At 72.4% G+C, this 21,502-nt stretch carries 19 protein-coding genes and 1 pseudogene; 7 read left to right on the forward strand and 13 right to left on the reverse strand.

Annotated features, from left to right (window positions below):
• The first annotated feature begins 124 nt into the window (after positions 1–124).
• Positions 125–1,249, forward strand: a complete 1,125-nt coding sequence (locus ETD83_RS21320; RefSeq protein WP_230421060.1) for a glycosyltransferase — start codon at positions 125–127, stop codon at positions 1,247–1,249.
• Here the strand turns inward: ETD83_RS21320 and ETD83_RS21325 are convergent.
• The gene (locus ETD83_RS21325; protein WP_138646904.1) at positions 1,200–1,796 is read right to left on the reverse strand and encodes a glycerol-3-phosphate acyltransferase; all 597 of its coding nucleotides are present in this window, start codon (positions 1,794–1,796) and stop codon (positions 1,200–1,202) included. The genes ETD83_RS21320 and ETD83_RS21325 overlap by 50 nt on opposite strands.
• On the opposite strand from ETD83_RS21325, the gene ETD83_RS21330 reads away from it, so the two are divergent.
• A complete protein-coding gene (locus ETD83_RS21330) occupies positions 1,771–2,490 on the forward strand; it encodes a spheroidene monooxygenase (protein WP_230421061.1) in 720 nt (239 codons plus the stop codon). The genes ETD83_RS21325 and ETD83_RS21330 overlap by 26 nt on opposite strands.
• A 5-nt stretch (positions 2,491–2,495) precedes the next feature.
• On the opposite strand, the gene ETD83_RS21335 is transcribed toward ETD83_RS21330, so the two are convergent.
• From ETD83_RS21335 to ETD83_RS21350, 4 genes are all read right to left on the reverse strand, one after another.
• Positions 2,496–3,470: a phosphate acyltransferase gene (locus ETD83_RS21335; protein ID WP_138646905.1), complete on the reverse strand. Its 975-nt coding sequence runs from the start codon at positions 3,468–3,470 to the stop codon at positions 2,496–2,498.
• 1 nt (position 3,471) lies between these two features.
• Complete coding sequence (locus tag ETD83_RS21340) at positions 3,472–4,377, reverse strand: phytoene/squalene synthase family protein (protein WP_138646906.1); 906 nt, start codon at positions 4,375–4,377, stop codon at positions 3,472–3,474.
• Positions 4,374–5,843: a phytoene desaturase family protein gene (crtI, locus tag ETD83_RS21345; RefSeq protein ID WP_138646928.1), complete on the reverse strand. Its 1,470-nt coding sequence runs from the start codon at positions 5,841–5,843 to the stop codon at positions 4,374–4,376. Before crtI ends, ETD83_RS21340 begins: the two co-directional genes overlap by 4 nt.
• Before the next feature lie 355 nt (positions 5,844–6,198).
• The gene (locus ETD83_RS21350; protein ID WP_138646907.1) at positions 6,199–7,491 is read right to left on the reverse strand and encodes a cryptochrome/photolyase family protein; all 1,293 of its coding nucleotides are present in this window, start codon (positions 7,489–7,491) and stop codon (positions 6,199–6,201) included.
• Between the two features lie 220 nt (positions 7,492–7,711).
• Here ETD83_RS21350 and ETD83_RS21355 point away from each other — a divergent pair, with 220 nt between their 5' ends.
• From ETD83_RS21355 to ETD83_RS21365, 3 genes and pseudogenes are all read left to right on the forward strand, one after another.
• The gene (locus ETD83_RS21355) at positions 7,712–8,632 is read left to right on the forward strand and encodes a MerR family transcriptional regulator (RefSeq protein ID WP_230421062.1); all 921 of its coding nucleotides are present in this window, start codon (positions 7,712–7,714) and stop codon (positions 8,630–8,632) included.
• A gap of 104 nt (positions 8,633–8,736) precedes the next feature.
• Entirely contained in the window at positions 8,737–9,234 is a 498-nt protein-coding gene (locus tag ETD83_RS21360; RefSeq protein WP_138646909.1) for an RNA polymerase sigma factor, read from the forward strand.
• Positions 9,231–10,198, forward strand: a pseudogene (locus tag ETD83_RS21365) (YbgA family protein). The gene ETD83_RS21360 and the pseudogene ETD83_RS21365 overlap by 4 nt, the downstream one beginning before the upstream one ends.
• Before the next feature lie 203 nt (positions 10,199–10,401).
• Here ETD83_RS21365 and ETD83_RS21370 read toward each other — a convergent pair.
• Complete coding sequence (locus tag ETD83_RS21370; protein WP_138646910.1) at positions 10,402–12,102, reverse strand: MFS transporter; 1,701 nt, start codon at positions 12,100–12,102, stop codon at positions 10,402–10,404.
• Between the two features lie 79 nt (positions 12,103–12,181).
• A complete protein-coding gene (locus ETD83_RS44680) occupies positions 12,182–12,496 on the reverse strand; it encodes a DUF2252 family protein (protein ID WP_230421063.1) in 315 nt (104 codons plus the stop codon).
• 516 nt (positions 12,497–13,012) lie between these two features.
• Here ETD83_RS44680 and ETD83_RS21385 point away from each other — a divergent pair.
• Positions 13,013–13,735, forward strand: a complete 723-nt coding sequence (locus tag ETD83_RS21385; protein WP_138646912.1) for a polyamine aminopropyltransferase — start codon at positions 13,013–13,015, stop codon at positions 13,733–13,735.
• Positions 13,736–13,910: 175 nt separating this feature from the next.
• Here the strand turns inward: ETD83_RS21385 and ETD83_RS21390 are convergent, their stop codons facing one another.
• Together ETD83_RS21390 and ETD83_RS21395 are read right to left on the reverse strand one after the other, a co-directional pair.
• Positions 13,911–15,278 carry an APC family permease gene (locus ETD83_RS21390; protein WP_138646913.1) on the reverse strand — a complete coding sequence of 456 codons (1,368 nt, stop codon included), beginning with the start codon at positions 15,276–15,278 and terminating at the stop codon, positions 13,911–13,913.
• A 33-nt stretch (positions 15,279–15,311) separates the two neighbouring features.
• On the reverse strand, positions 15,312–16,169 hold the full coding sequence (locus tag ETD83_RS21395; RefSeq protein ID WP_230421064.1) for a carbon-nitrogen hydrolase family protein: 858 nt from the start codon (positions 16,167–16,169) through the stop codon (positions 15,312–15,314).
• Positions 16,170–16,308: 139 nt separating this feature from the next.
• On the opposite strand from ETD83_RS21395, the gene ETD83_RS21400 reads away from it, so the two are divergent.
• Positions 16,309–17,067 carry a FadR/GntR family transcriptional regulator gene (locus tag ETD83_RS21400; RefSeq protein ID WP_138646915.1) on the forward strand — a complete coding sequence of 253 codons (759 nt, stop codon included), beginning with the start codon at positions 16,309–16,311 and terminating at the stop codon, positions 17,065–17,067.
• Between the two features lie 85 nt (positions 17,068–17,152).
• Here ETD83_RS21400 and ETD83_RS21405 read toward each other — a convergent pair whose 3' ends face one another.
• Genes ETD83_RS21405 through ETD83_RS21420 form a run of 4 tightly spaced genes read right to left on the reverse strand, consistent with a single transcriptional unit; the run spans position 17,153 to position 21,502 of the window.
• Positions 17,153–18,325, reverse strand: coding sequence for a phosphopentomutase (locus ETD83_RS21405; RefSeq protein WP_138646916.1), 1,173 nt, complete (start codon positions 18,323–18,325; stop codon positions 17,153–17,155).
• Positions 18,322–19,494, reverse strand: coding sequence for an alanine racemase (locus tag ETD83_RS21410; protein WP_138646917.1), 1,173 nt, complete (start codon positions 19,492–19,494; stop codon positions 18,322–18,324). Before ETD83_RS21410 ends, ETD83_RS21405 begins: the two co-directional genes overlap by 4 nt.
• Entirely contained in the window at positions 19,485–20,576 is a 1,092-nt protein-coding gene (locus ETD83_RS21415; RefSeq protein WP_138646918.1) for an aminotransferase class I/II-fold pyridoxal phosphate-dependent enzyme, read from the reverse strand. Before ETD83_RS21415 ends, ETD83_RS21410 begins: the two co-directional genes overlap by 10 nt.
• Positions 20,573–21,502: a phosphotriesterase family protein gene (locus tag ETD83_RS21420; RefSeq protein WP_138646919.1), complete on the reverse strand. Its 930-nt coding sequence runs from the start codon at positions 21,500–21,502 to the stop codon at positions 20,573–20,575. The genes ETD83_RS21415 and ETD83_RS21420 overlap by 4 nt, the downstream gene beginning before the upstream one ends.

Below are 21,502 nucleotides of genomic sequence, written 5' to 3' on the forward strand. Positions count from 1 at the left end.
GGTCGGCGCATCCCGGGGGCGGGCTCCCGCTGGTCGCGATGGGCGGGCGGATCGTCGCCTCCCTCGTCGAGGAGGACTTCGGCCGCACCGGCCGTTCCGCCCGCTCGGGGGAGGCACTGACCTGATGGGGCCGCTGACCATGATGCAGGCGGCGGCCGCCGGGGTCGTGGCGGCGAGGCTCGCCCGGGGGCGTGACCGTCCCGCGCCGCTCGTGCCCGGGTCGTCCGGATCGCCGCGGGAGCCGGTGTCGGTGGTGATCCCGGCCCGTGACGAGGAGTCCCGCATCGGGGACTGCGTCGCGCCGCTGCTCGCCGACCCGGCGGTGAGCGAGGTCATCGTCGTGGACGACGAGTCCAGCGACGGCACCGCACGGCTGGCGGCGGGACTGGGCGCCGCCGTCGTCACCGGTGCGCCGCCGCCGGGCGGGTGGGTCGGCAAGCAGTGGGCGCTTCACCAGGGCGTGCGCGCGGCGGCCGGGCCGATCGTGGTCGTGCTGGACGCGGACACGCGTCCCAAGACGGGACTGTGCGCGGAACTGGCCGCGTTGCTGGACGCCTACGACCTGGTGAGCGCGGGGCCGCGGTTCATCTGCGGTGGCGCGGTCGAGCAGGCGCTGCACGCGTCGCTGCTGGCCACGCTCGTCTACCGGTTCGGTCCCATCGGGCCGCCGGCACGACGCCCGGATCGGCTGCTTGTCAACGGCCAGTGCATGGCGTTCCTGAAGACACGAATGGCGGAGGCCGACGGTTTCGCGAGGGTCCGCCGCCACCTGACCGACGATGTGGCGCTCGGGCGGCTGCTCGCGCGGGACGGCTGGCGGGTCGCGTTCCGGGACGCGGGGGCCCTGCTGGAGGTGGACATGCACGAGTCGGCTGCCGGCGTGTGGCGTGAGTGGGGCCGGTCGATCGCGATGCGGGACGTGACCTCAGCGGCCCGCCTGGCGGGCGACCTGGGCGTGGTCTGGCTGACGACGGTACTGCCCATCCTGCGGCTGGCGGCGGGTCGTCCCGCCGCGCTCGATCTCGGCCTGCTGGCGCAGCGGTTCCTTCTCGTGGCCGCTCTGCGGGGGAGCTATGTGCGTCCAAGGCGGGGCCTCGCGGCTTCTCCGCTCCTGGACGCGGCGGCGGCCGTCCGGCTGACGCAGTCGGCGCTGGTGCCGGCGCGGTCCTGGCGTGGCCGCCGTTACGGTCGCGCGGCGGTCAGGTCCGGCGACCGGCCAGGGCTGCCTGCCCGAAACGCAGCCCGATGAGGCACATCAACGCCCCGGTGCCCGCGACCTGCTCTGCCGGCGCGAAGAACAACTGCAGCACCGGCAGGGAGAACACCGCCAGGCGGGTGCCCCAGGCGAACGAGCGGAAGGCCAGGCCGCCCACCACGAGCAGGGCGACGCCGAGCGCGAACGCGGGCGGGCAGATCACGGCGAACCCGCCGGCGAACGCGAGGATGGAGCGTCCGCCCCGCCACCCGGCGAACACCGGCCAGGCGTGCCCGGCCATCGCCGCGGCCACCGCGGCGAACACCGGCACGACGCTCGCCCCGTCCGGCACTCCCAGAGCGCCCGTCTCGGTTCCGCTCACCAGCAGCCCGGCCAGCCCGGCCGCCGTCCCCTTGAGCATGTCGCCGGCGAAGACGGGCACGGCGGCCTTCCAGCCGAGCCGTTCCATCACGTTCCAGAAGCCGGGGTTGCGGTCACCGACGTCGCGCGGGTCGAAGCCGTGGGCGCGTCCGACGAACACCCCGACCGGCACCGAGCCGAGCAGGTAGCCGCTGATGACCGCCACGAGCACAGGGATCATCGCCTCGTTTCACCTCATCAGATACGCGGGCCTGGACGCCGCGCGGCACATGGCGTTCGACCGTCCGGTGCTGCGCGGCACCGGCGGGCTGCGGTTCTGGCGGCTCCTGGGCACGGGCAAGGGCCGGTCCATGAGCCTGGGCGCCGACCTGCGCCGCTGGGCGCTGTTCGCGGTGTGGGACGGGGAGTCGGAACTGGAGTGTTTCCTGGAGCGCTCGCCGGTGGCGGCGCGCTGGCGGGACGAGTCCGAAGAGTCCTGGCACGTCCGCCTCATGCCGCTGAGTTCCCGCGGCGGCTGGGGCGGGGCCGACCCGCTCGCCGCGGCGACGGCTCCCCCGCGCGCGACGCCGCCCGGTCCGGTGGCCGTGCTGACCAGGGCGTCGATCCGCCCGCGGCGGCTGGTGGCGTTCTACCGGTCGATCCCCGACGTGGACCGTCTGCTGCACCGCCAGGACGGCTGTCTCGCCTCGATCGGTGCGGGCGAGTGGCCGCTGGCCCGGCAGGCGACCTTCTCGCTGTGGGACGACGAGCAGGCCGTCGGCTGCTTCGCCCACCGGACGGCCGCGCATCGCGACGTCATCGGACGCGTCCGCCGCGAAGGCTGGTACAGCGAGGAGCTCTTCGCGCGTTTCGTCCCGTTCGGGAGCCAGGGCGCCTGGGACGGCCGCGATCCGCTGCGTCCCGTCCGGGAATGACCCGTTCACGAGGCCGGCCCCGCGGCGCGATGACCGTTCACCGGGGCAGGCGCCTCCTCGGCCGCCAGGTCGCGCGCCACCACGCACGCGCGCGCGATGGCGGCAGCGCCCGATGAGCCGTGCGCGACGACGACCGTCCCGGTCAACCCCAGCAGCGCGGCACCCCCGTGGGTGTCGGCCGCGTAAAGCCGCGCGACCTCCTCCAGCGTGCCGGGGTCGGCGGTTCCGGTGCGGGCCGCCAAAGCGAGGACGGTCCGGACACAGCCCTCGATGTTCTTCAGCACGATGTTCCCGGTGAACCCGTCGGTCACGACCACGTCGACGGTTCCCGCGAGCACGTCGTGCCCTTCGACGTTGCCGTGGAAACGGACCGGGAGTTCCGGCAGCAGCCGGGCGGCGTCCCGAACGAGGCGGTTTCCCTTGCCCGGCTCGGATCCGATGGACAGCAGGCCGACCACCGGGTCGTGGACGCCGAGGATGTCGCGCGCGTAGGCGGCGCCCAGTGTCGCGAACTGCGCGAGCATCTCCGCCGTCGGGTCGGTGGTCCCGCCCGCGTCGACCAGCACGGTGGAACCGGACGTGGTCGGAAGCGCCACCGCCAGCGCCGGGCGCCGCACACCCTCGCGCCGCCCGAAGGCGCGGACCGCGGACGCCACCACCGCTCCGCTCGACCCGGCCGACACGAACGGGAGCCCCTCACGCCTGGCCAGCTCGCAGCCCACCATCAGGCTCGTCTCCCGCCGGGACGTCGTGTGCCCGCCCCGTTCGGTCATGGGGACGACCTCGCCGGCGTGCCTCACCTCCACCCCGTCGGCGGCGCCGTACCGCCGCAACCACCGCCGGATCTCGCCGGCCCGCCCCACCAGGACCACCGGCACTCCGTGCTCGCGGTACGCCGCCAGCGCTCCCGGCACCGTTACGGCCGGCCCGTGGTCGCCGCCCATCGCGTCCAGCACGACCCGTGCCCGCCGCTCGGCCATGTCAGGCGGTCCCGGCGGGGGTGCGCCGCTCGGCCCGGCCCGCGGCGGACGCCGCGAGCAGGTGCCGCGCGTAGATGGCGGCGCGCCGCCGGCGGGACACCCGCGCTCGCGCGGTCAGCACGTCGTGGCCGGCCGCGGCGATCTGACCCAGGATGCCGCCGTACAGCTCGTACGCGGCGCGGATGCAGGGGCGGGAGGACGGCGCCAGCAGTCTGATGCCGTCCAGCGCGCGGCGGTAGTGGCCGCGGGCCCGGTCGGCTTCGAAGGCGACGAGGGCGCGCACGGCCCGGGTGCAGGTGCCGCGGGCGAGGTCGGCCTCGGTCACGCCGAACTCGGCCAGGTCCTCCTGGGGCAGGTAGACGCGGTCCCGTTCCAGGTCCTCGGCGACGTCCCGGATAAAGTTGGTGAGCTGGAAGGCGCGCCCCAGCTCCCGGGCGGGCTCCCGCGCGGCCTGTCCGGCGCCCGGCACGGTCTCCAGGACGGGCAGCATCATCAGTCCGATGGCGGCGGCCGATCCTTCCATGTAGGCGAGGAGGTCTTCGTAGGCGGCGTATCGGGTGACGGTCAGGTCGCTGCGCATCGAGGTCAGGAACGCGTCGATGTCGGCGCGTTCGACACCGAAGGAACGCACGGTGTGCACGAACGCGGGCAGCACCGGGTCGTTCACCGGCTCACCCGCCGTGGCGGCGTCCAGCTTGGCGGTCACGTCGTCGAGCGCCGCGGCCCGTCCGGCCGTACCCGTGGGCCCGCACTCGTCGACGATGTCGTCGACGTGGCGGGCGAAACCGTACAGCGCGTGCACGTGCCGGCGTTTCCACGCGGGCAGCAGCAGCGTGGCCAGATAGAACGAGCGGCCGTGCCGGGCGTTGAGGCGGCGGCAGTGCTCGTAGCTCGCGGTCAGCGTCATCGGCTGCCCTCCAGGATCCGGGCGGCGGCCAGCCTCCCGGAGATCACCACGGGTGGGAGGCCCACGCCGGGCGCGGTGTGCATCCCCGCGAAGTGCAGGCCCGGGACGCGGCGGCTGCGGCCCGACGGCCGGAACCACGCCGTCTGCCGGAAGCGGTGGTCCAGCGCGAACGGCGTGCCCGCCGAGTGCCCGAGCCGGGCCCACACCGGGGGGTCGAAGGTCCTGCGCGGCGCCGCCGACAGATCCCCGTACCCGAGGTCGGCCAAGCGGCCCAGCAGGCGCTCCTCCAGCCGCGGGCCGAGCCGGTCCCAGTCGGCTCCGCCGGCCAGGTTGGGGACCGGCTCCAGCGCGCTCAACGTCGTGTGACCCGCAGGCGCGGCGGTGCCGCCGGACTCGGGGCAGGTGACCAGCAGGCTCGGGTCGGGCTGCGGACGTCCGGCCGCCAGCGCGTCGAACGTGCCGGCCCATCGGCGGCCGAAATGAAGGGTGTGATGCGCCTGGCCCGCCGGCCGCCGGTCGATCCCGAAATGCATGACCAGGCAGGACGGGGAGTACCGCGGCCTGCGCAGCCGCCAGTCGCCGGCGGCCTCCGGAAGCAGCCCGGCGTGTGCCCGCGGCAGGTCGCAGGCGACGACGACGTGGCTCGCGGGCAGCCGCTCGCCCCCGGCCAGCCGGACCGCCGTCACTCCGGACGCGCCGGTCTCCACCCGCTCGGCGCGCACGCCGTACCTGATCGAGGCGCCGGCCTTCTCGGCCACGGCCGCCATCGCCTGCGGGACGGCGTGCATGCCGCCGCTGGAGGGGAAGTACACGCCGCCGACGGTGTCCATGTGCGCGACGACGGCATAGATGGCGAGTGCCTTGTCCGGAGGCAGCCCCACATACAGCGCCTGGAAGGTATGCGCCTTGATGAGCCGCTCGTCGGTCAGCTGACCGGCCACGTAGCGGTCCAGGCGCCGGAACCCGCCCGCCGCCGCCAGTTTGAGCAGCGCATAGGGACGAGCCATGCCGCGCAGCCGGGTCATGTCCGCGTCGATGAACGACGACCATTCCGCGTCGAACATCTCCCCGAGCCGCCGCCGGAACCGCAGATACCGCGCGGCCTCCGCCGGGCCGCACAGTTCCCGGACGTTGCCCGCCATCCGCTGCGCGCCAGCCACGACGTCCAAGCGGGACCCGTCATGGAAGGCCAGCCGGTAGAACGGGTCCAGACGCCGTAGCGGCAGCACGTCCTCCAGGTCCTCGCCCGCAGCGCCGAACGTGTCGGCGAGCACCGCCGGCATCGTCAGCACCGAAGGACCGGTGTCGAACCGGTAGGGGCCGGCGTGCGCCGACCCGCAGCAGCCGCCCGGCTCGTCCCGCGCCTCGACGACCACCACCTCACGCCCCCGCGCCGCCAGGTGGATCGCCGCCGACAGGCCGCCCAGACCGGCCCCGACCACGACGACCGGATGCCGCGCCGCCATCAGCGCCACCCGCGCTGACCGTCGTCCTGTGCCACACGATGTCGGGAACGCACTGTTTCTCCATCGTCGTCCGTACAGGTTCTGCACAGTCCTTCGGGACCCGACGGCCGGCCGGTTGCATCCACACGACGAACGGCCCTTCCTCGGCGCGCACCTTCGCCATCGCCGTCCCTGCGCGAGGGACGGGAGATACCGGCACCACCGCGACAGCGGGTCCATCCAGGGCGCGCGGCCGTCGCGCCGCCGCGGCCGACGTGTCCAGTCCAACTCCGGTTGACCAGGCGTTTTGTGGTGCCTACCCGTCCGGGCGGCGGAAATGACGGCATGCCCGGCATCGGCTCGCGAAGGGCACTCGTCAGTCGAGATCGATGATGGGCGGTGGATAGCCGAGAGCCCGTTTGCGGGCTGCGGGCAGCGCCCAGGGACGGTGGACTCGCCGTCCGTCGATACCCGCGAGTTCGGGCACGTACCTGCGGACGTAGTCGCCGCCGGGATCGAACCGCAGCGCCTGCCGCAGCGGGTTCATGGTCTGGCCGGGCCGGGTGTTGTTGCCGGTGCCGGCCACCCACTGCCAGTTTCCCGCGTTGTCGGCGACGTCGCCGTCGGTGAGCCAGTCGTTGAAGTGGCGCAGGCCGTGCCGCCAGTCGATGCCGAGGTCGCGGGTCAGGAACGACGCGGTGATGAGCCGGGCGCGGTTGTGCATGAAGCCTTCGCGGCGCAGCTGCCGCATTCCGGCGTCCACGATCGGGACGCCGGTCGTGCCGTCGCGCCAAGCGGCGAGCGCGGCATCGTCCCGGCACCAGTTCCGTCCGCGCGGCCGGTAGTCGTCCTTCGGGAGCCTGGGGAAGGCGGCGGCGACCTGGTGGTGGAAGTCGCGCCAGGCCAGCTGGCGGCGGAACCCGTCGGGGCCCGTCTCCGCCAGTTCCCGCGGTGACAGGCAGCCGAATTTCAGGTACGGGCTGAGCCGGGACGTGCGGTCGGCGGCGAGATCGTCGTGGACGCGCTCGTAATCCGCGGCGTCCTCGCGCAGCCACGCCGCCATGCGTTCGCGTCCCGCCCGCTCGCCCCCGGACGCGAGGCCGGGGGAGGGTGAGCCTGAGACCAGGCCGGCGAGCCGGGGCAGCCGACCGGGCCTGACACCCGGCGGCAGGCGAACGGCTTTGGGAGAGTCCGCGACCGGACGCCATCGCGCCGCCTCCCAGGCACGCCAGTACGGGGTGAACACCCGATAGTGGTCGCCGCCGGAAGGAGTGAGGTCGCCTGGCGGGACCACCGTGATGCCGGGGCCTGCCGAGACGTCCAGATCGAGTCCGCGGAGCCGGGCGAGACGCCGGGTCGCGTACGCCGACCGCTCGTCACCGAGGAACAGAGCGCTCGCGTGCGTCTCCCTGGCCAGACGGGCGGTCTCGGTGACCGGATCGCCGCGCCGCACCACCAGGTCGCCGCCCAGTCCACGGAGCGATCTGCGCAGGTCCGCGAGGCTGTCGAGCAGAAACCGGACCCGGTTCGGGGCCGCGAACGGGCCGTCCAGGATCGTGTTGTCGAACACGAACACGGGAACGACGTGGTCCGCCCCGCAGGCGGCGGCCAGGGCCGGGTTGTCGCGCACCCGCAGGTCGCGGGTGAACAGCATGATCGAGGTGTTCATCAGGAGAAGGTTCGGAGCGACCCCCGCGACCGGTTGCGCCGCCGAGGGCACGGCGGGGAGATCACCGCGAGTCCCGCCGCCGGGAAGCGGCTGATGTCGATCACACGACCTTCTGCCGGCCGGAATGCAACCGGGAGCGACGGTTCCGGCGAAGGTCTGGGAAATCGTACGCTGTGCGGTCGGAACGACGGCGCGGAGGCCGGAACGCATGGGCGGGGCAATGGATCGGGAGCCGGGGCTGGGTGTGGGCGCGGTGGCGCGGCACCTGGGCGTGGCGGCCGCCACGCTGCGCACCTGGGACCGCCGGTACGGCATCGGCCCCAGCGGACGCAGCCCCGGTGGCCACCGCCGGTACACGTCCGCCGACCTCGCGCGGCTGGAGGCGATGCAGCGATCGATCATCGCGGGCGCCCCTCCGGCGGAGGCGGCCCGGGCCGCGTTGAACGAGCCGCCCGGCGAGCCGCCTGCCAGGCGCGGGCATGGCGCCGGCGGCAACCGGGTCCCGCTGGAGGAGTTGCCCGCCGGCTCGGATCCGGCCGAGGTGCGAGGTCTCGCCCGCGCGGCGATGGCCCTGGACGCGCCGGCGATGGCCAGGGCGGTCCGGACGGCGATCGCCCGTGCCGGGGTGGTGGAGGCGTGGGACGGCCTGATCGTCCCGGTCCTGACGGGGATCGGTCGCAAGCACGCGGCGTCCGGTGACTGCGTGGAGGTCGAGCACCTGCTGTCCACGGTGCTGCTCGGCTGCCTGGCGGAGGTGGCTCCGCCCGCCCAGCCGTTGAACACGCGTCCCGTGCTGCTGGCCTGTGCGCCGGAGGAGCAGCACAGCCTGCCGGTGCACGCGCTGGCCGCCGCGCTCGCGCAGACCGGGGTCGCGGCCGCCCTTCTCGGCGCGCGGGTGCCGGCGCCGGCGCTGGCCGCGGCGATCCGGCGTATCGGACCGAACGCCGTCCTCGTCTGGTCGCAGACCGCGCAAACCGGCGACCCCGGCTGGCTGGACGAGCTCCCGGGCTCTCGGCCGGCGGTGCGTCTGCTGGTCGGCGGGCCGGGTTGGAACCGCGACCGGCTTCCGTCCACGACCCGGCTCGTGACCACCCTCCCCGAGGCGGTCACCGAGATCAGATCCACTTTCGCACGACCCTGACCTGCGGAAAAGATTCCACGATCTTTGCGGTGCCGAGGTTGCCCCCGCTCGCCGGATCGACTATGACTAGGTTTTGAAGCGATTTTCGCGGGCAGGTCGAGCTCATGACACTCGGACAGCGACTCAGCCAAGGCGACGAGACGGCTCTGGAGGAGTGCTACGCCGTTCTCGGGCCCCTGGTCCGCCGCCACGTCGTCCGCCTGGTGCCCGGCCACGCCGTGGACGACGTCGTCCAACTCGTCTTCCTGGAGGTCTGGCGGTCACGGCGACGCTTCGACACGGCACGCGGTCTGGAACCCTGGGTCCTGGCCATCGCCCGGAACCGCGCCATCGACCAGTTGCGCGCCGAGGCGCGCCACTCCCGCAGAGCGGTGCCCTTGGACGACGCCGCCAGAGTGCCAGACACCACCCCCGCCGTGGACACCGCGTGTGACGTCCGCAAGGCGCTGGCCGGCCTGCCGACTCCGCAGCGGCAGGCCATCATGCTGGCCCACTACGGGCAGCTGACCCAGCGGGAGATCGCCGATCGGCTGGCCGTCCCGCTAGGCACCGTCAAAGCACGCACCGCCCGCGGGCTGCACCGGATGAGGGACCTGCTGTGACCGCCGCGCATCCGCGCCCCCGGCTCGCGGTGTCCAGCTGCCTGCTCGGCGCCCCCGTCCGCTACAACGGCGGCCACAGCCGCGACCGGTTCCTCACCGACCTGCTCGCGCCTCACGTCGACTGGGTGCCTGTCTGCCCGGAAATGGAGATCGGACTGGGCGTGCCCCGTCCCACACTGCGATTGCACACCGGCGGACGGCTCGTCACCAAGGACGGCACCGCCGACCACACCGAGGCGATGACGGCACTGGCCGAAAACCGCATCCCCGATCTCACCGACCTCGACGGATACGTGCTCAAGTCGCGCTCGCCCAGCTGCGGGCTGATGGGCCTGCCGCGCTACGGCTCCGGGCGATCCGGCGAACGCACCGACGGCCAGCCGGTGGACCGCCGCGGCCGCGGCATGTTCGCCGACCTCGTCACCCGCGCCCTCCCGGACCTGCCCACCGAAGAAGACGGACGGCTCCACGATCCCGTCCTCGGCGAGAACTTCATCGAACACGTCTTCGCCCACGCCCGGCTTCACGCCTTCTTCTCCGCCGACTGGCGCCCCCGGGACCTCGTCGCTTTCCACAGCCGCCACAACAACAGCTCCTGGCACACGACCCGTCCGCCTACCAGATGCTGGGCCGGATCGTCGCCCAAGCGGGCGCCACCCCTCGCGACATCCTGGAAACCGACTACCGCCGCCACTTCAACGAAGCGTTCGCCACCCGCCCTAGCCGAGGCCGCCACGTCAACGCGCTCCAGCACATCTTCGGAGTCCTGAGCGAGCACCTGAACGACACCCGTCGGCACGACATTCTGAACGCCATCGAAACCTACCGGCGGGGACGGGCGCCCCTGAGCATCCCCATCGCCCTCTTGCGCCACCACGCCGAAGGCGAGGATCTCGACTACATGACCCAGCAGACCTTCCTTGACCCCTACCCCACCGACCTCGTCCTCCGCCATCACCTGTAAACCTCCCGGCACGCCCCTGCTCACAGCGGGCACCCGCGACGGGTCGGACCGAGTGGTGCCCGCAGACCATCTCGGCATTGTCCGCGCCGACCGTGAAGGACTCGCCCGACCCGCCGACCTGAGGAGGTCTGCCGTGTGCTCGCCATCGACGCGCCGACCGTGCACGTCCGCCGCGCACGTCGGGACTGGTCGGACCCGTCCGCTCAAACTGTGTCGTCGTTCCCCCGCTCAAGCGGTGTGGCCTTGGAATCGTCCGCTCGACGGTTCCGCCCAGCGGGCGGTTCCCTCTCCCTCTGTCCGGCCGTGTCCGGGCCGGGGGGCCGGGCGCCGGACGCGGACGGTGTGCGCGGGAGGTCGCGTGTGAACGCCAGCGAGCCCAGGACCAGGAGCGCGGTGGCCAGCAGCCCTGCCTTCAGCGACAGGAGCTGCGCCTTCCCGTAGTCGTCGACGAGTGCCCCGGCGGTGGCGTCGTCAAAGCCCGCCTTCCGCGCGGCCGCTTCGATCTGGCCGGTGGCGACGAAGTCGACGCCGGTGCCGGCGGCCACGCCGACCTGTTCGGCGACCTGGGCGCTGATCCGCTCGTCCTGATCGACCTTCGACACGAACGCGCCGGTCAGGCCGGCCAGCACGATCGCCCCGATGAGCGCGATGCCGAGCGAGGAGCCGAGCTGCTGTCCCGTGTACTGCAGGCCGCCCGCCTCGCCCCGGCCGGACCCGCCTACCGAGGACTGCACCAGGTTCCCGAGCTGGGAGACCATGAGTCCCATGCCGGCGCCGAGCGTCCCCATCGAGATCGCAAAGACCGGGCCGGCCAGGTCCGGCTGCACGGTCGCCATCAGCGCAAGGACCGCCCCGCCGCTGATCACCAGGCCGGCCCGGACGATCGCACGAACCGAAAACCAGGACGACAGCCGGGACCCGGCCACGGAGGCGATGAACAACATGACGGAGACGGGCAGCATCCTGACGCCCGTCTCCAGCGCGTTCATGCCGAGGACTAGCTGCAGGTACAGCGGCATGACGAAGAAGACGCCCATCAGGATGAGGTTCTGGGCGAACAGGCCGATCAGCCCGGCCCGGACCGGCGGTGACCTCAGCAGGTCCAGGTGCAGCAGGGGATCACCGGCCGCGTGCTCGCGGCGCCGCTGCCAGGCCGTGAAGCCCCAGAGAAGTGTTCCGCCGAACGCGATGACGAAGAGGGTCGGCGAGAGGCCGAACGGCTCGACCGGGGGATCCTTCGGCCGGACCCAGCCCCAGGTGCTCGACTCCAGGGCGCCGAGCACGATCATTCCCACTCCGCAGGCCGACAGGGCAGTGCCCACGAGGTCGAGGCGAGGGGCCGAACGGCTGCGGGAGCCCTCGGTCAGCAGCCGCGCCGCCAGGAGAACGCCCACGACCAGGACCACTTCGCCGACGAAGATCACGCGCCAGCTCAGCTCGGTGGTCGCCCAGCCGCCCAGGATCGGGCCGACGGCGATCCCGGCGCCCGCGACCCCGCCGATCATGGCGTAGGCGACCTTCCGCTCGTGTCCGGTGTAGTTGTCGGCGATCAACGCGACCAGCGCGGGCAGGACTAGCGCGGCGCCGAGGCCCTCCAGAATCGACCACCCGAGCGCGAGAACGGCCAGGGTCGGGGCCGCCGCGGTCAACGCCGATCCGCAGGCGTAGACGACCAGGCCCGTGACGAAGGCGCGGCGCCGGCCGATGATGTCGCCGATCTTGGCGCCGGTCAGCATGAACATGGCCATCACCAGGCAGTACAGGGTGATGACCGCCTGAATCGCGGGGACCGTCGTGTCGAAGTCGTCCACCAGCGTGCTGATCGAGACGTTCATGACCGACTGGTCGAGAACCATGACGAATTGCGCGGTCGCCAGTGCGATCAGCGGCCCCCATCGTCCCATCGTGCCCTCCGATATGTCGTGCCCCCGCCGGCGTTCCGCCCACGCCGTTCTGCCCCCGCCGTCCCATCGTGCCGTCCCGTCAGGCGGGATCGGCGGTGACCCAGCCGTTGCGCGTGGCGTCGGCGAGGGCTGCGCGGGCGCGTTCGTTCTGGTCGGCGTAGGCCTCGGCGAACACCGCCAGCGCCTGGTCGAAGGTGTCGCCGCCGCCGAGATAGGCGCCGATGGCGATCGGATCTCCGGAACGGGCGTGCGCACGGGCCAGCGAGGCGCCGCAGAGCCGGCCGAAGGTCGCCATGATCTCGGGTGTCATGGTCTCCGGCTGCACGATGCCCTTCCAGCCGCGCAGCTGGCGGATGTAGAAGTCGCGGTGCCGGCCGCGATCGTGTTCGACCACGGCAAGGTGTTCACCTCCCAGGCGTTTCGGAACGCCTGCCGGGCGATGGGCATCAACTTTCAGCCGACCCACAAGGGTTCGCCCTGGGAGAAGGGGACGGTCGAGACGAGTTTCAGCTCGGTCGACACCTGTTCGCTCAGTACGTCGCGGGATACGTCGGTAACAGCGTGGAGGATCGGGGCGAGAACGCCGAGGCAGGGGCGCCTGGTCGATGGTCGAACTCCAGGAGCTGCTGGATGAGTGGATTGTCGCGCACTGGCAGAACCGGCCGCACGAGGGCCTGCGCGACCCGCTGACCCGGGAAGGCGCTGACGCCGAACGAGAAGTACGCCGCGCTCGTCGAGACCGTGCACCACGATCCCTACGACGTCTCGCGGATCTGGGTCCGTGACCACCATTGGTGCGCGCTTCGTAGCCGAAGTGCGATTCAATGATGGCGGCCAATCCGTCCAGCAGTTCGGCCAGGGTGGGGAACGCCATCGATGACCGCCGTGGAACCACCAGGATCTGAACCCCATGGGCCCACTGTTCGAGGAGCTCGACTGGCGTCCGACGCCGATGGGCGCCGTCAGTCTGCGGCGGCGCCGGGACCCGGCTCTCGGCGTCGATGTCTACGAGATCAAACTCGATGACGATTTCCTGATGTCGAGCCTGTGGACGACCGGGGAGGTCGAACTGGCCCGTCTCGGCTTGGCCGCGGCACAGGAAGAAGCCCTCGACGTCGTCGTCGGGGGGCTCGGGCTCGGCTACACCGCCCATGCCGCGCTGGACGATCCTCGGGTGCGCTCGCTCGTCGTGGTGGAGACGCTCGGCGAGGTGATCGAATGGCATCGGGCGCAGTTGGTGCCGCTGGGCGAAATGTTGACGACCGACGACCGCTGCCGGCTGGAGCAGGGCGACTTCTTCGCCATGGCCTCGTCGCCTGCCGGACTGGACCCGCAAGAGCCGGCGGCCCGCTTCCACGCGATCCTGCTCGACATCGACCACTCGCCGGGTCACGTCCTCGATCCCCAGCACGCCTCGTTCTACCGGCCCGGCCCACTGAGCCGTCTGGCCGCCCAGCTCCATCCCGGCGGCGTCTTCGCCCTCTGGTCGAACGAGCCGCCCGACGACCGCTTCACAGCCGTGCTCGGTGAGGCCTTCGCCGAGGTGACCGCGCACGTCGTGGAGTTCGCCAATCCCCTACAGGGCGGCAGCGCGGCCAACACCGTGTACGTCGCGCACACGACGCGCCGCTGAGAGGCGAGCCCACTCAAGCCATGGCCGATCCCGGCATCAACCGTCCCGACGACCCCGAGACTCAGCGAGCGTGCGTCCACCTTGCCGATGCCGTTGGGTGGACGCCGGCCTTCTGAACGGCGGAAGGATGTATGCCCGCCTGGTCGGCGTCCTCGACCGGTTCGCCGCTCCGGGGCTACTCGGCGGGCAGCGGCTCGGCAGGGCGCTTGTCCTCGGTGAACTCCATCTCCGGGGGCGCGAGCCGGAAGAATCTCGTCAGGTACGCCAGGTAGGCGACGCCGAGCGCGAGCCAGATCAGGCCGAGCGTCTGGGCCCGTCCATCGAGGTGGAACAGCAGCCACACGTCCACCAGCGCGCCGACCGTCGGGACCAGGACGTCCGGCAGGACGCGGCCGCCCGCGCCGGAGCGACGGCTGCGGACGAACATCGCGATGACGCTCAGGTTCACGAAGGTGAACGCCATGAAGGCACCGAAGTTGATGAACGACGTCGAGGTGGCGACGCTCAGCCGGAGCGCGATGAGGCCGACCGCGCCGGTGAGCAGGATGTTGAAGGCCGGCGTTCGGAAGCGCGGGTGGACGTAACCGAACAGCCGGCGCGGCAGGACCGAGTCCCGGCCCATCGCGAACAGCAGGCGCGACGTGCTGGCTTGGGCCGCGATCCCGGAGGCGAACTGTGCCACGACCAGACCCGCGAGGAAGATCGAGGAGAACAGGTCACCGCCGATCGTGATGGCGATCTCGAAGGCCGCCGAGCCGGGGTCCTCGAAGGTGCTGCCTGGATGGGCCAGTTGCGTGGTGAACGCGACCGTGACGAAGATGGCGCCGCCTATCAGCGCGGTCAGAAGGATCGCGCGTGGCATCGTGCGTTTGGGATCGACGGTCTCCTCGGTGAGGGTGGTCACCGCGTCGAAGCCGAGGAAGGAGTACGCCGCGATGGCCGCGCCGCCCGAGATACCGGCGAACGTCGCCCCGTCGTGGAAGAACGGTGTACCCGCGGCGAGCGCCGAGGCGCCGTCCACGTGGACGACGTGGCGCAGCGACAGCAGCACGAAGATCGCGATGACCAGGATCTGGAAGACCATGAGCAGGTCGTTGACGCGCTCCGCAGTCTTGATGCCCATCAGGTTCAGCACCGTGGTCACGGCGATGTAGGCGAGGATCCACGTCCAGCCTGGCACGCCGGGGAACTTGGCCTGCAGGTACGCCCCGCCGATCAGCCAGATGACCATCGGCAGGAAGAAGTAGTCCAGGAGCGTGGCCCAGCCGACGAGGAACCCGACGCGAGGCTCGATCGCGCGCCGTACGTACGTGTACGCCGAGCCGGCCACCGGGTACGTCGTCGCCATCCGTCCGTAGCTGTAGGCGGTGAAGAGCATCGCGACGAGCGCGAGCAGGTACGCCGTCGGCACTACGCCGTTCGTGGCGGTCGCCACGACCCCGAACGTGCCGAGGACGATCAGGGGTGTCATGTACGCCAGGCCGAACAGGACGACCGATCTCAGGGTCAGGCTGCGCTTGAGCGTACGGGGTTGGGTGTCCATGGGGGGCTCCCTGAGGTGGTGCGAGGAACAGGCTCAGCTGGTCGCGGGCGGGGGATGGCCCGCCGGGCGCCACCGCCGGGGGTCGATGCGACCCTCGTACAGAGGCAGCTCGATGGGGGCGTCGGCGTCGGTGAACTGATCCCACATGCGGTTCACCCCGGCCGTGCCGTGCGTACGGACGCGGGCGACCTCGTCCAGGTCCAGCAGGTCGGTGACGACTGCGGGGGCGTCGCCGGGCGCCTCGGTGCGGACGGCGCCCTCCGGGTCGACCACCAGCGTGTGCCCGGTGCCGGTGGGCCCGGCGGTGTTGACGCTGACGACGAAGACCTGGTTGACGATGGCGGCGGCGCGAACGAGGACCAGCTCCTGCGCGCGGTCCTTCGTCGTCGTCATCACCGGGTTGACGATCAACTCGGCGCCCATCCAGGCCAGGTGCCGGGCGACCTCGGGAAACCAGATGTCGTAGCAGATCGCGAAGCCGACCTGGCCGATGCCGTCGAGATCGAAGACGACGAACCGGTCGCCGGAGTCGTACGGCTCGTACGGCCGCCAAGGAAAGATCTTCCGGTACGACGCGGCAAGGCGGCCCTCGGGAGAGAAGGCCAGCGCGGTGTTGAACAGCTCGCCGTTCTCACCGCGTTCGACGACGCTGCCCGGCAGCAGCCAGATCCCGAGCTCGCGAGCCAACTCGGCGAGCTCCGCCACCCGCGGCCCGTCCAGGGGCTCGGCGGCGTCCCGCAGCTGCTGCCGTACGCCCCCGCGCGAGGTGTCCACGCCGCACAGGTGCAGCTCCGGGTACACCAGGACGCGCGTACGCCCAAGCCGGGCGAGCAGCTCGCGGGTCTCGGCGGCGAAATCGGCGAGAGGCACCGTCAGCGGGTGCGGCGGCACTTGCGCAAGCGTGATGGGCAGTGGTCGGGCCACGATCACCTGCCTTTCTCCGGAGCCTGGCCGATAAAATAGCTCAAAATGAGCAGTTATCCAAGACCCGGCGGACGGGAACCTTCCGCGGCCTGGCTAGAGTGAGCGCATGCCCGTCCCTCCTGACGCGTTCATGCCGGGCGAGCGCGCGACCACCGAAAGGCTTCGCGCACCGGCGCTCAGCGGCGTCCGGCGGCTCTCGGCGCTGGAGACGGTGCGGGCCCGGATCGCGCTCGCGGTCGACCTCGGGCTGCTGGCTCCCGGCGAGCGCCTTCCCGCCAGCGACCGGATCGCCCGGGCCCTCGACGTCGGGGAGATCACCGTACGGCGGGCGCTCGTCTCGCTCTGCGAGGACGGGTTGCTCGAACGGCGGCGTGGCCGGAACGGCGGGACCCTCGTCGCCGAGCACCCCAGCCGGCGGGCCGTCAAGGGCATGGACGCCTACCGGTCCGCCGCCGCCGACGTGCACCGGCTGATCGACCACCGCCTGACCCTCGAATGCGGCATCGCCCACCTCGCCTCCCGCAACGCCGGCGAGGCGGCGGTCGCGGCCCTAGACGACCTTGTCGCGGAGATGGACCGGGCGCCGAACTGGGCGGAGTTCCACGGCTGCGATGAGCGGTTCCACCTCGCCGTTGCCGCCGCGACCGGCGCCCCGACGGCCGTCGAGCCGTACGGCGCGGTGCTGCGCGAGCTGTACCGCTACTATCTGCCGTACCCGCTCGAGACGCTGCGACGGTCCAACGAGGAGCACCGGGCCCTGGTCGAGGCGATCCGCCGGCGCGACGCGGCGGCAGCCGACATAGCCCACGATCATGTCGTCCAGCTCCACCGGACGATGTTCGTCGGTCTGACGCGCGACGCCTGAGCGACCTGGTCCTCACTCTCGGCCCCGCAGCGGTCCGATCGCTGGAAGACCGCCCTCGGCACCCGGTTGTGCGCCTACCCCGGGTTCAGAAGGGGACGCCCAGCGCTCGGGCGGCCGTGACGGCGATGTAGGACAGGCTGGTGACGTCCGGCAACGCCGAGGGTCTCGACGGCAGCCCCGGGGCGTGGTGGAGGACGGGGACGAACTCCCTGGTGTGGAACGCGTGGCCGATCGTCGGATCGTTGCCGTGATCCCCGGTGACGATCAGGTGGTCGCCGGGACGCATGGTCTCAAGGAGCGAGGACAGCCCGGCGTCGATCTCCTCCAGAAGGGATGCGTATCGGCGGGCGTCCTGCTGGTGCCCCGCCAGGTCGGTCTCCTGGACGTTCGCCACGACGAGAGCGCCGGCCGTGCGTGTGAGGGCCGTGAAGGTCTCCTTCAGCACGTCGGCGGTCTCGACGGCCGGGCGGCGCAGGGCTTCTGGGCACACGATGATGTCGGCGGCCTTGCCGACGAGGGTCACCGGGACGCCGGCCGCGGCGGCGCGCGAGGGGAGCTGGCGGGTGTGGTCGATCTGCACGCCGAGGTGCGCGACCTCGAGACCGTCGTTGACATAGAAGCCCGAGGCGGGGGTGTCCAGGCCCGCCGTGCCGTCCACGCCCGACCGGACGGAGCGCAGGAGCGATTCGGTGCTGTGGCCGCCGACCGCGATCACCCGGGCGGTCGGAGCGACGCCGCGCACCGTCCGGGCGATGCCGAGGATCTCCTCGAACGTCAGGTCGTCCAGACGGGCGCTCACGTTCCAGCTGAGACCGGGATCCGCCTCCAGGTTGTCGCCGACGACGGCCTGCCCGTCCACGAGGAGGACGGGCAGGCCGTCCAGGGCGCGTGCCTCGTGACCGGCCGACCGCAGGGCGGACGCGACGGTGTCGAGGTGGTCGGCGAAGCGGGCGAGGGCCGTCCCGCTCATGTCGGCGCCCATCATGGTCTGGTGGCCGGCGAAGGTGTCCGCGCCGGGATAGCCCAGGCCGGAACGTCCGGCGGCCGCTCCGGGGAGCGTGGGGGAGTCCAGGCTCTCGCGCGGGTGCAGCAGTCCGAGACCGAGAGCCGCGAGTGCGGGAAGGTGTGGAGGGCCGCCCGCGGCGTCCAGGACATGGCCGAGGGTGTGCGCGGCGGCGTCGCCGGGACGAAGGGCGGCGGCGTCGGGCATGGCGCCGATGCCGAGGCCGTCGATGACCAGGATGACGACGCGGCTCACCAGGGCCGCCCGTGGGAGTCCGCCAGGCCGAGGAGGCGAGGCTTGCCCGAGGCGACGCCCTGGACGGCGCCGACCGCGCTGCGGGTCACGAAGATCTGCGTACGAAAGGCCAGGACGACGGTGTCGCCCACCCTGAGCGGCGGTCCCGGGGACGGGGCGCCGAGCAGGCGGTAGTAGTCGATGTTCTCGGGCGGCGCGGGCTCGACCGGCAGGGTGAACGGCTCGCCGATGCCGGGGAACACGAGGGCCTCGTCCGGACGGCCTCGCGGGTAGAAGCCGCCGCCGACGATCGTGGGACGGCCGTCCGGGAGGATGTGCGCGATCTCGGAGACGTAGACGAGGGCGGGGATCTCGGGCTGGGTGAGGTCGGCGGCGTGCAGCGGAGTCGTCCCGGTGAGGGCATGACCGGGCTCCCCGTGCGTGACGCCGTGGGCGGCCAGCAGGGGGACGCTCGCGGCGGCCGTCGCGCTGGGCGCACTGATGGAGCGGATCGGTGACCCCGCCGCGGCGAGGCGGGATCGGGCGGTCAGCAGGGTCTGCAGGTTCGGGGTCGGGGTGATGGACCCGGCCGACTCGTCGTAGAGCAGGCAGGGGAAAGAGGTGATGCCCTCAAGAGAGACGGCGTCCAGGTCGCCGACCTCGGCGGCGAACTTCTCGACGTCGGGCAGGGGGACGCCGCCCTCCTGCCCGGGGTAGATCAGGTCGGTCGCTGCGACGACGCGGGCCAGCAGCGGCTGAGTGATCCCGAGACGGGCCGCCGCGGCGGACACCGCTCGGGCCTGCTCGACGCCGAAGACGGTGACGTGCTCGGGACGCCACGCCAGCACCTCGTCCACGGCGTTGATCGGAAGCTGGACGAGGTGACCGACGTTGCCGAGCCTCGCCCCGGCCCGCCGGACCGCGTGGGCGTCGCGCAGGTCGATGGCGGCGGCGTCCGGCAGGTGCCCGGCCACCGTCCTGATCACGTGCGGGTTGCGGCCCACGTGCTTGAACACCGGCCACAGCCGGACGTCGTGGGCGTCGGCCACGGCGGCGAGCGCGGCGGTGTTGGCCGCGACCGCGTCCAGGTCGATGAGGTAGGTGTCGGGCGGGATGCGACCGTCGCGGTGGAGCCCGACCGCGGCGTCCACGAGCCCGGGGTTGCGCGCCGTCGTCGCGGTCAGGAACACCGGATCTCCCTCAGCGCGCTGCCCAGGATCTTGACGACGAGGTCGGCTCCCGCCCGCATCGGGTTGATCCGGATCGTCCAGTCGGCCAGTTCCGGGGTGCCGGCCAGGAAGGTCTCGGAGAGGCGGTAGAAGAGCGGGGCGATCTCGTACCGGGAGTTGGCCCCGACGGGGTAGGGAGCCGCCCCGAACCCAGCCGCGGCCTCGATGACCTGCCGGGCGACCGGGGCGTCCAGCCGGACGAGCACGCACCGGTCCTGGGCGTTGGCGATGCGCACCTGCGCCACGCCGGGAACCTCGCCCGCGCCGAGCCGTTCCGCGATCTCGGTGACGGTGGCGGACTGCACGGCCCACAGGACGGGGACCTGGGTGAGCGCGCGCAGGGCGTCGAGCGCCTGCGGTCCCTGGACCTGTCCGCCGCCGGAGTAGTTGTCGGCGTGGACGCGGTCGACGAGGTCCCGCGAGCCGACGACCAGTCCGACGCCCTCGGGTCCGAGCAGCTTGAACAGCGAGAGCGCCGACCCCTCCGCCCCCATCTCGACACCGGTGCGCGGCGTGCGGAACGCCGCGTAGTTGTCATCGACCAGGGCCCGCACGCCCAGCTCCGCGTACCGGGCGATCACCTCGGCCGGGTCGTAGAAGTCCTCCGGGAGCTGCCGTGAATGCTGGATGTGGACGTAGGGGGCCGCGGCCTTGGCGGGGGAGGAGTTGAAGTCGGTCTCGACCAGGCCGAGGCCCATCGAGCGGAAGGCCGTCGCGGTGGTCGCGTAGGCGGGCGCGGAATGCACGATCAAGGGATCGCCCGGCTCCAGGGCCGCGGTCAGCATCGCCCTGATCGCGCCGCTGCCCGCGCCCTGGACGAGGGCCGCGGCCGGGGTCCCGAAGAAGTCGGCCAGGGCCGCCTCCGTCCGGCGGGTGGCGTCCGGCCGTCCCCACCGGGGTGTGATGCCGACGTCGGCGGAGAACAGCTGCCGCCCGTCGAAATGGTCCGCCACACATTCCAGGAGCCGGAATTGCCGGGCCGTCGCCTCCTGGAGCGAGACGGTCGGCAGCGGGTGCGTCTCGCGCAGCTCCGGCGCGGTCATCGAGCCTCCCCCGAGATCAGGAACCGGATGGGATTGTCGTGCAGGATCAGGCGCAGCGTCGTCTCGTCGACGCCCGCCGCGGCGAGCCGCGGCGCGAAGGAGGCGAAGACGGCGCCGTATCCGCCGCCGCCGTTCGCCCTCAGGTAGGTGGCCCTGGAGACGTCGTTGCTGAGCAGCAGCCGTTCCGCGTGCCCGGCCTCGATCAGGTCCAGTGCCCGCCGGAGCCGCACGTCATCGCTCTGGTAGGACGCCTTGCCGATCGTGTCGAACGCGATGTACGCGCCGGCGTCGGCGAGCTTGCGGTGGGTCGGCGCGTCGTCCAGCAGGTCCTGGTGCCCGATGCTGATCCGGTCGGGCGCCAGCCCCTCGGAGGTCAGGACGTCGAGCTGGACGAGCCCGCCCCGGCCCAGGTGCGCGTGGGTGGCGACCGGCAGCCCCGAACGGACGGCGGCCGAGGCCGCGGCGCGGAGACAGCGCTCCTCGTCCCGCGAGGGTCGCTCGCCGCCCGTGCCGACCTCGCCGATCACGCCCGGCCGGATCCCGGTGCCGTCCAGGCCGTCCTCGACCTCGGTGAGCAGCCGCCGCGTGAGGTCGGCGGTGCTCGACCCGGCGACGTAGGACGGATGGAAGGCGCCGTAGTAGAACCCGGTCGCGGCCACCACCGCCACTCCGGCCCGCTCGCTGATCCGGGCGAGCGCGGCGGCGTCCCGTCCCATGCCGAGGCAGGTCAGCTCCACCACGGCCGCCAGGCCGTGCGAACGCCGCAGCGCCGCCAGCTCGTCGCCGACCGTCGCCTCGTCGTCGAGCCACGCCGCTGGATCCGGTGCGCGTCCGCTCGGCCCGCGCAGGTCGAGGCGCAGGTGTTCGTGGACGAGCACCGGTCCCCGCGGTGCCGGGACCTCCCCGAGTACGGTCCTCAGCCTCAT

Source organism: Actinomadura soli (assembly GCF_005889715.1).
Classification (GTDB): Bacteria; Actinomycetota; Actinomycetes; order Streptosporangiales; family Streptosporangiaceae; genus Spirillospora; species Spirillospora soli.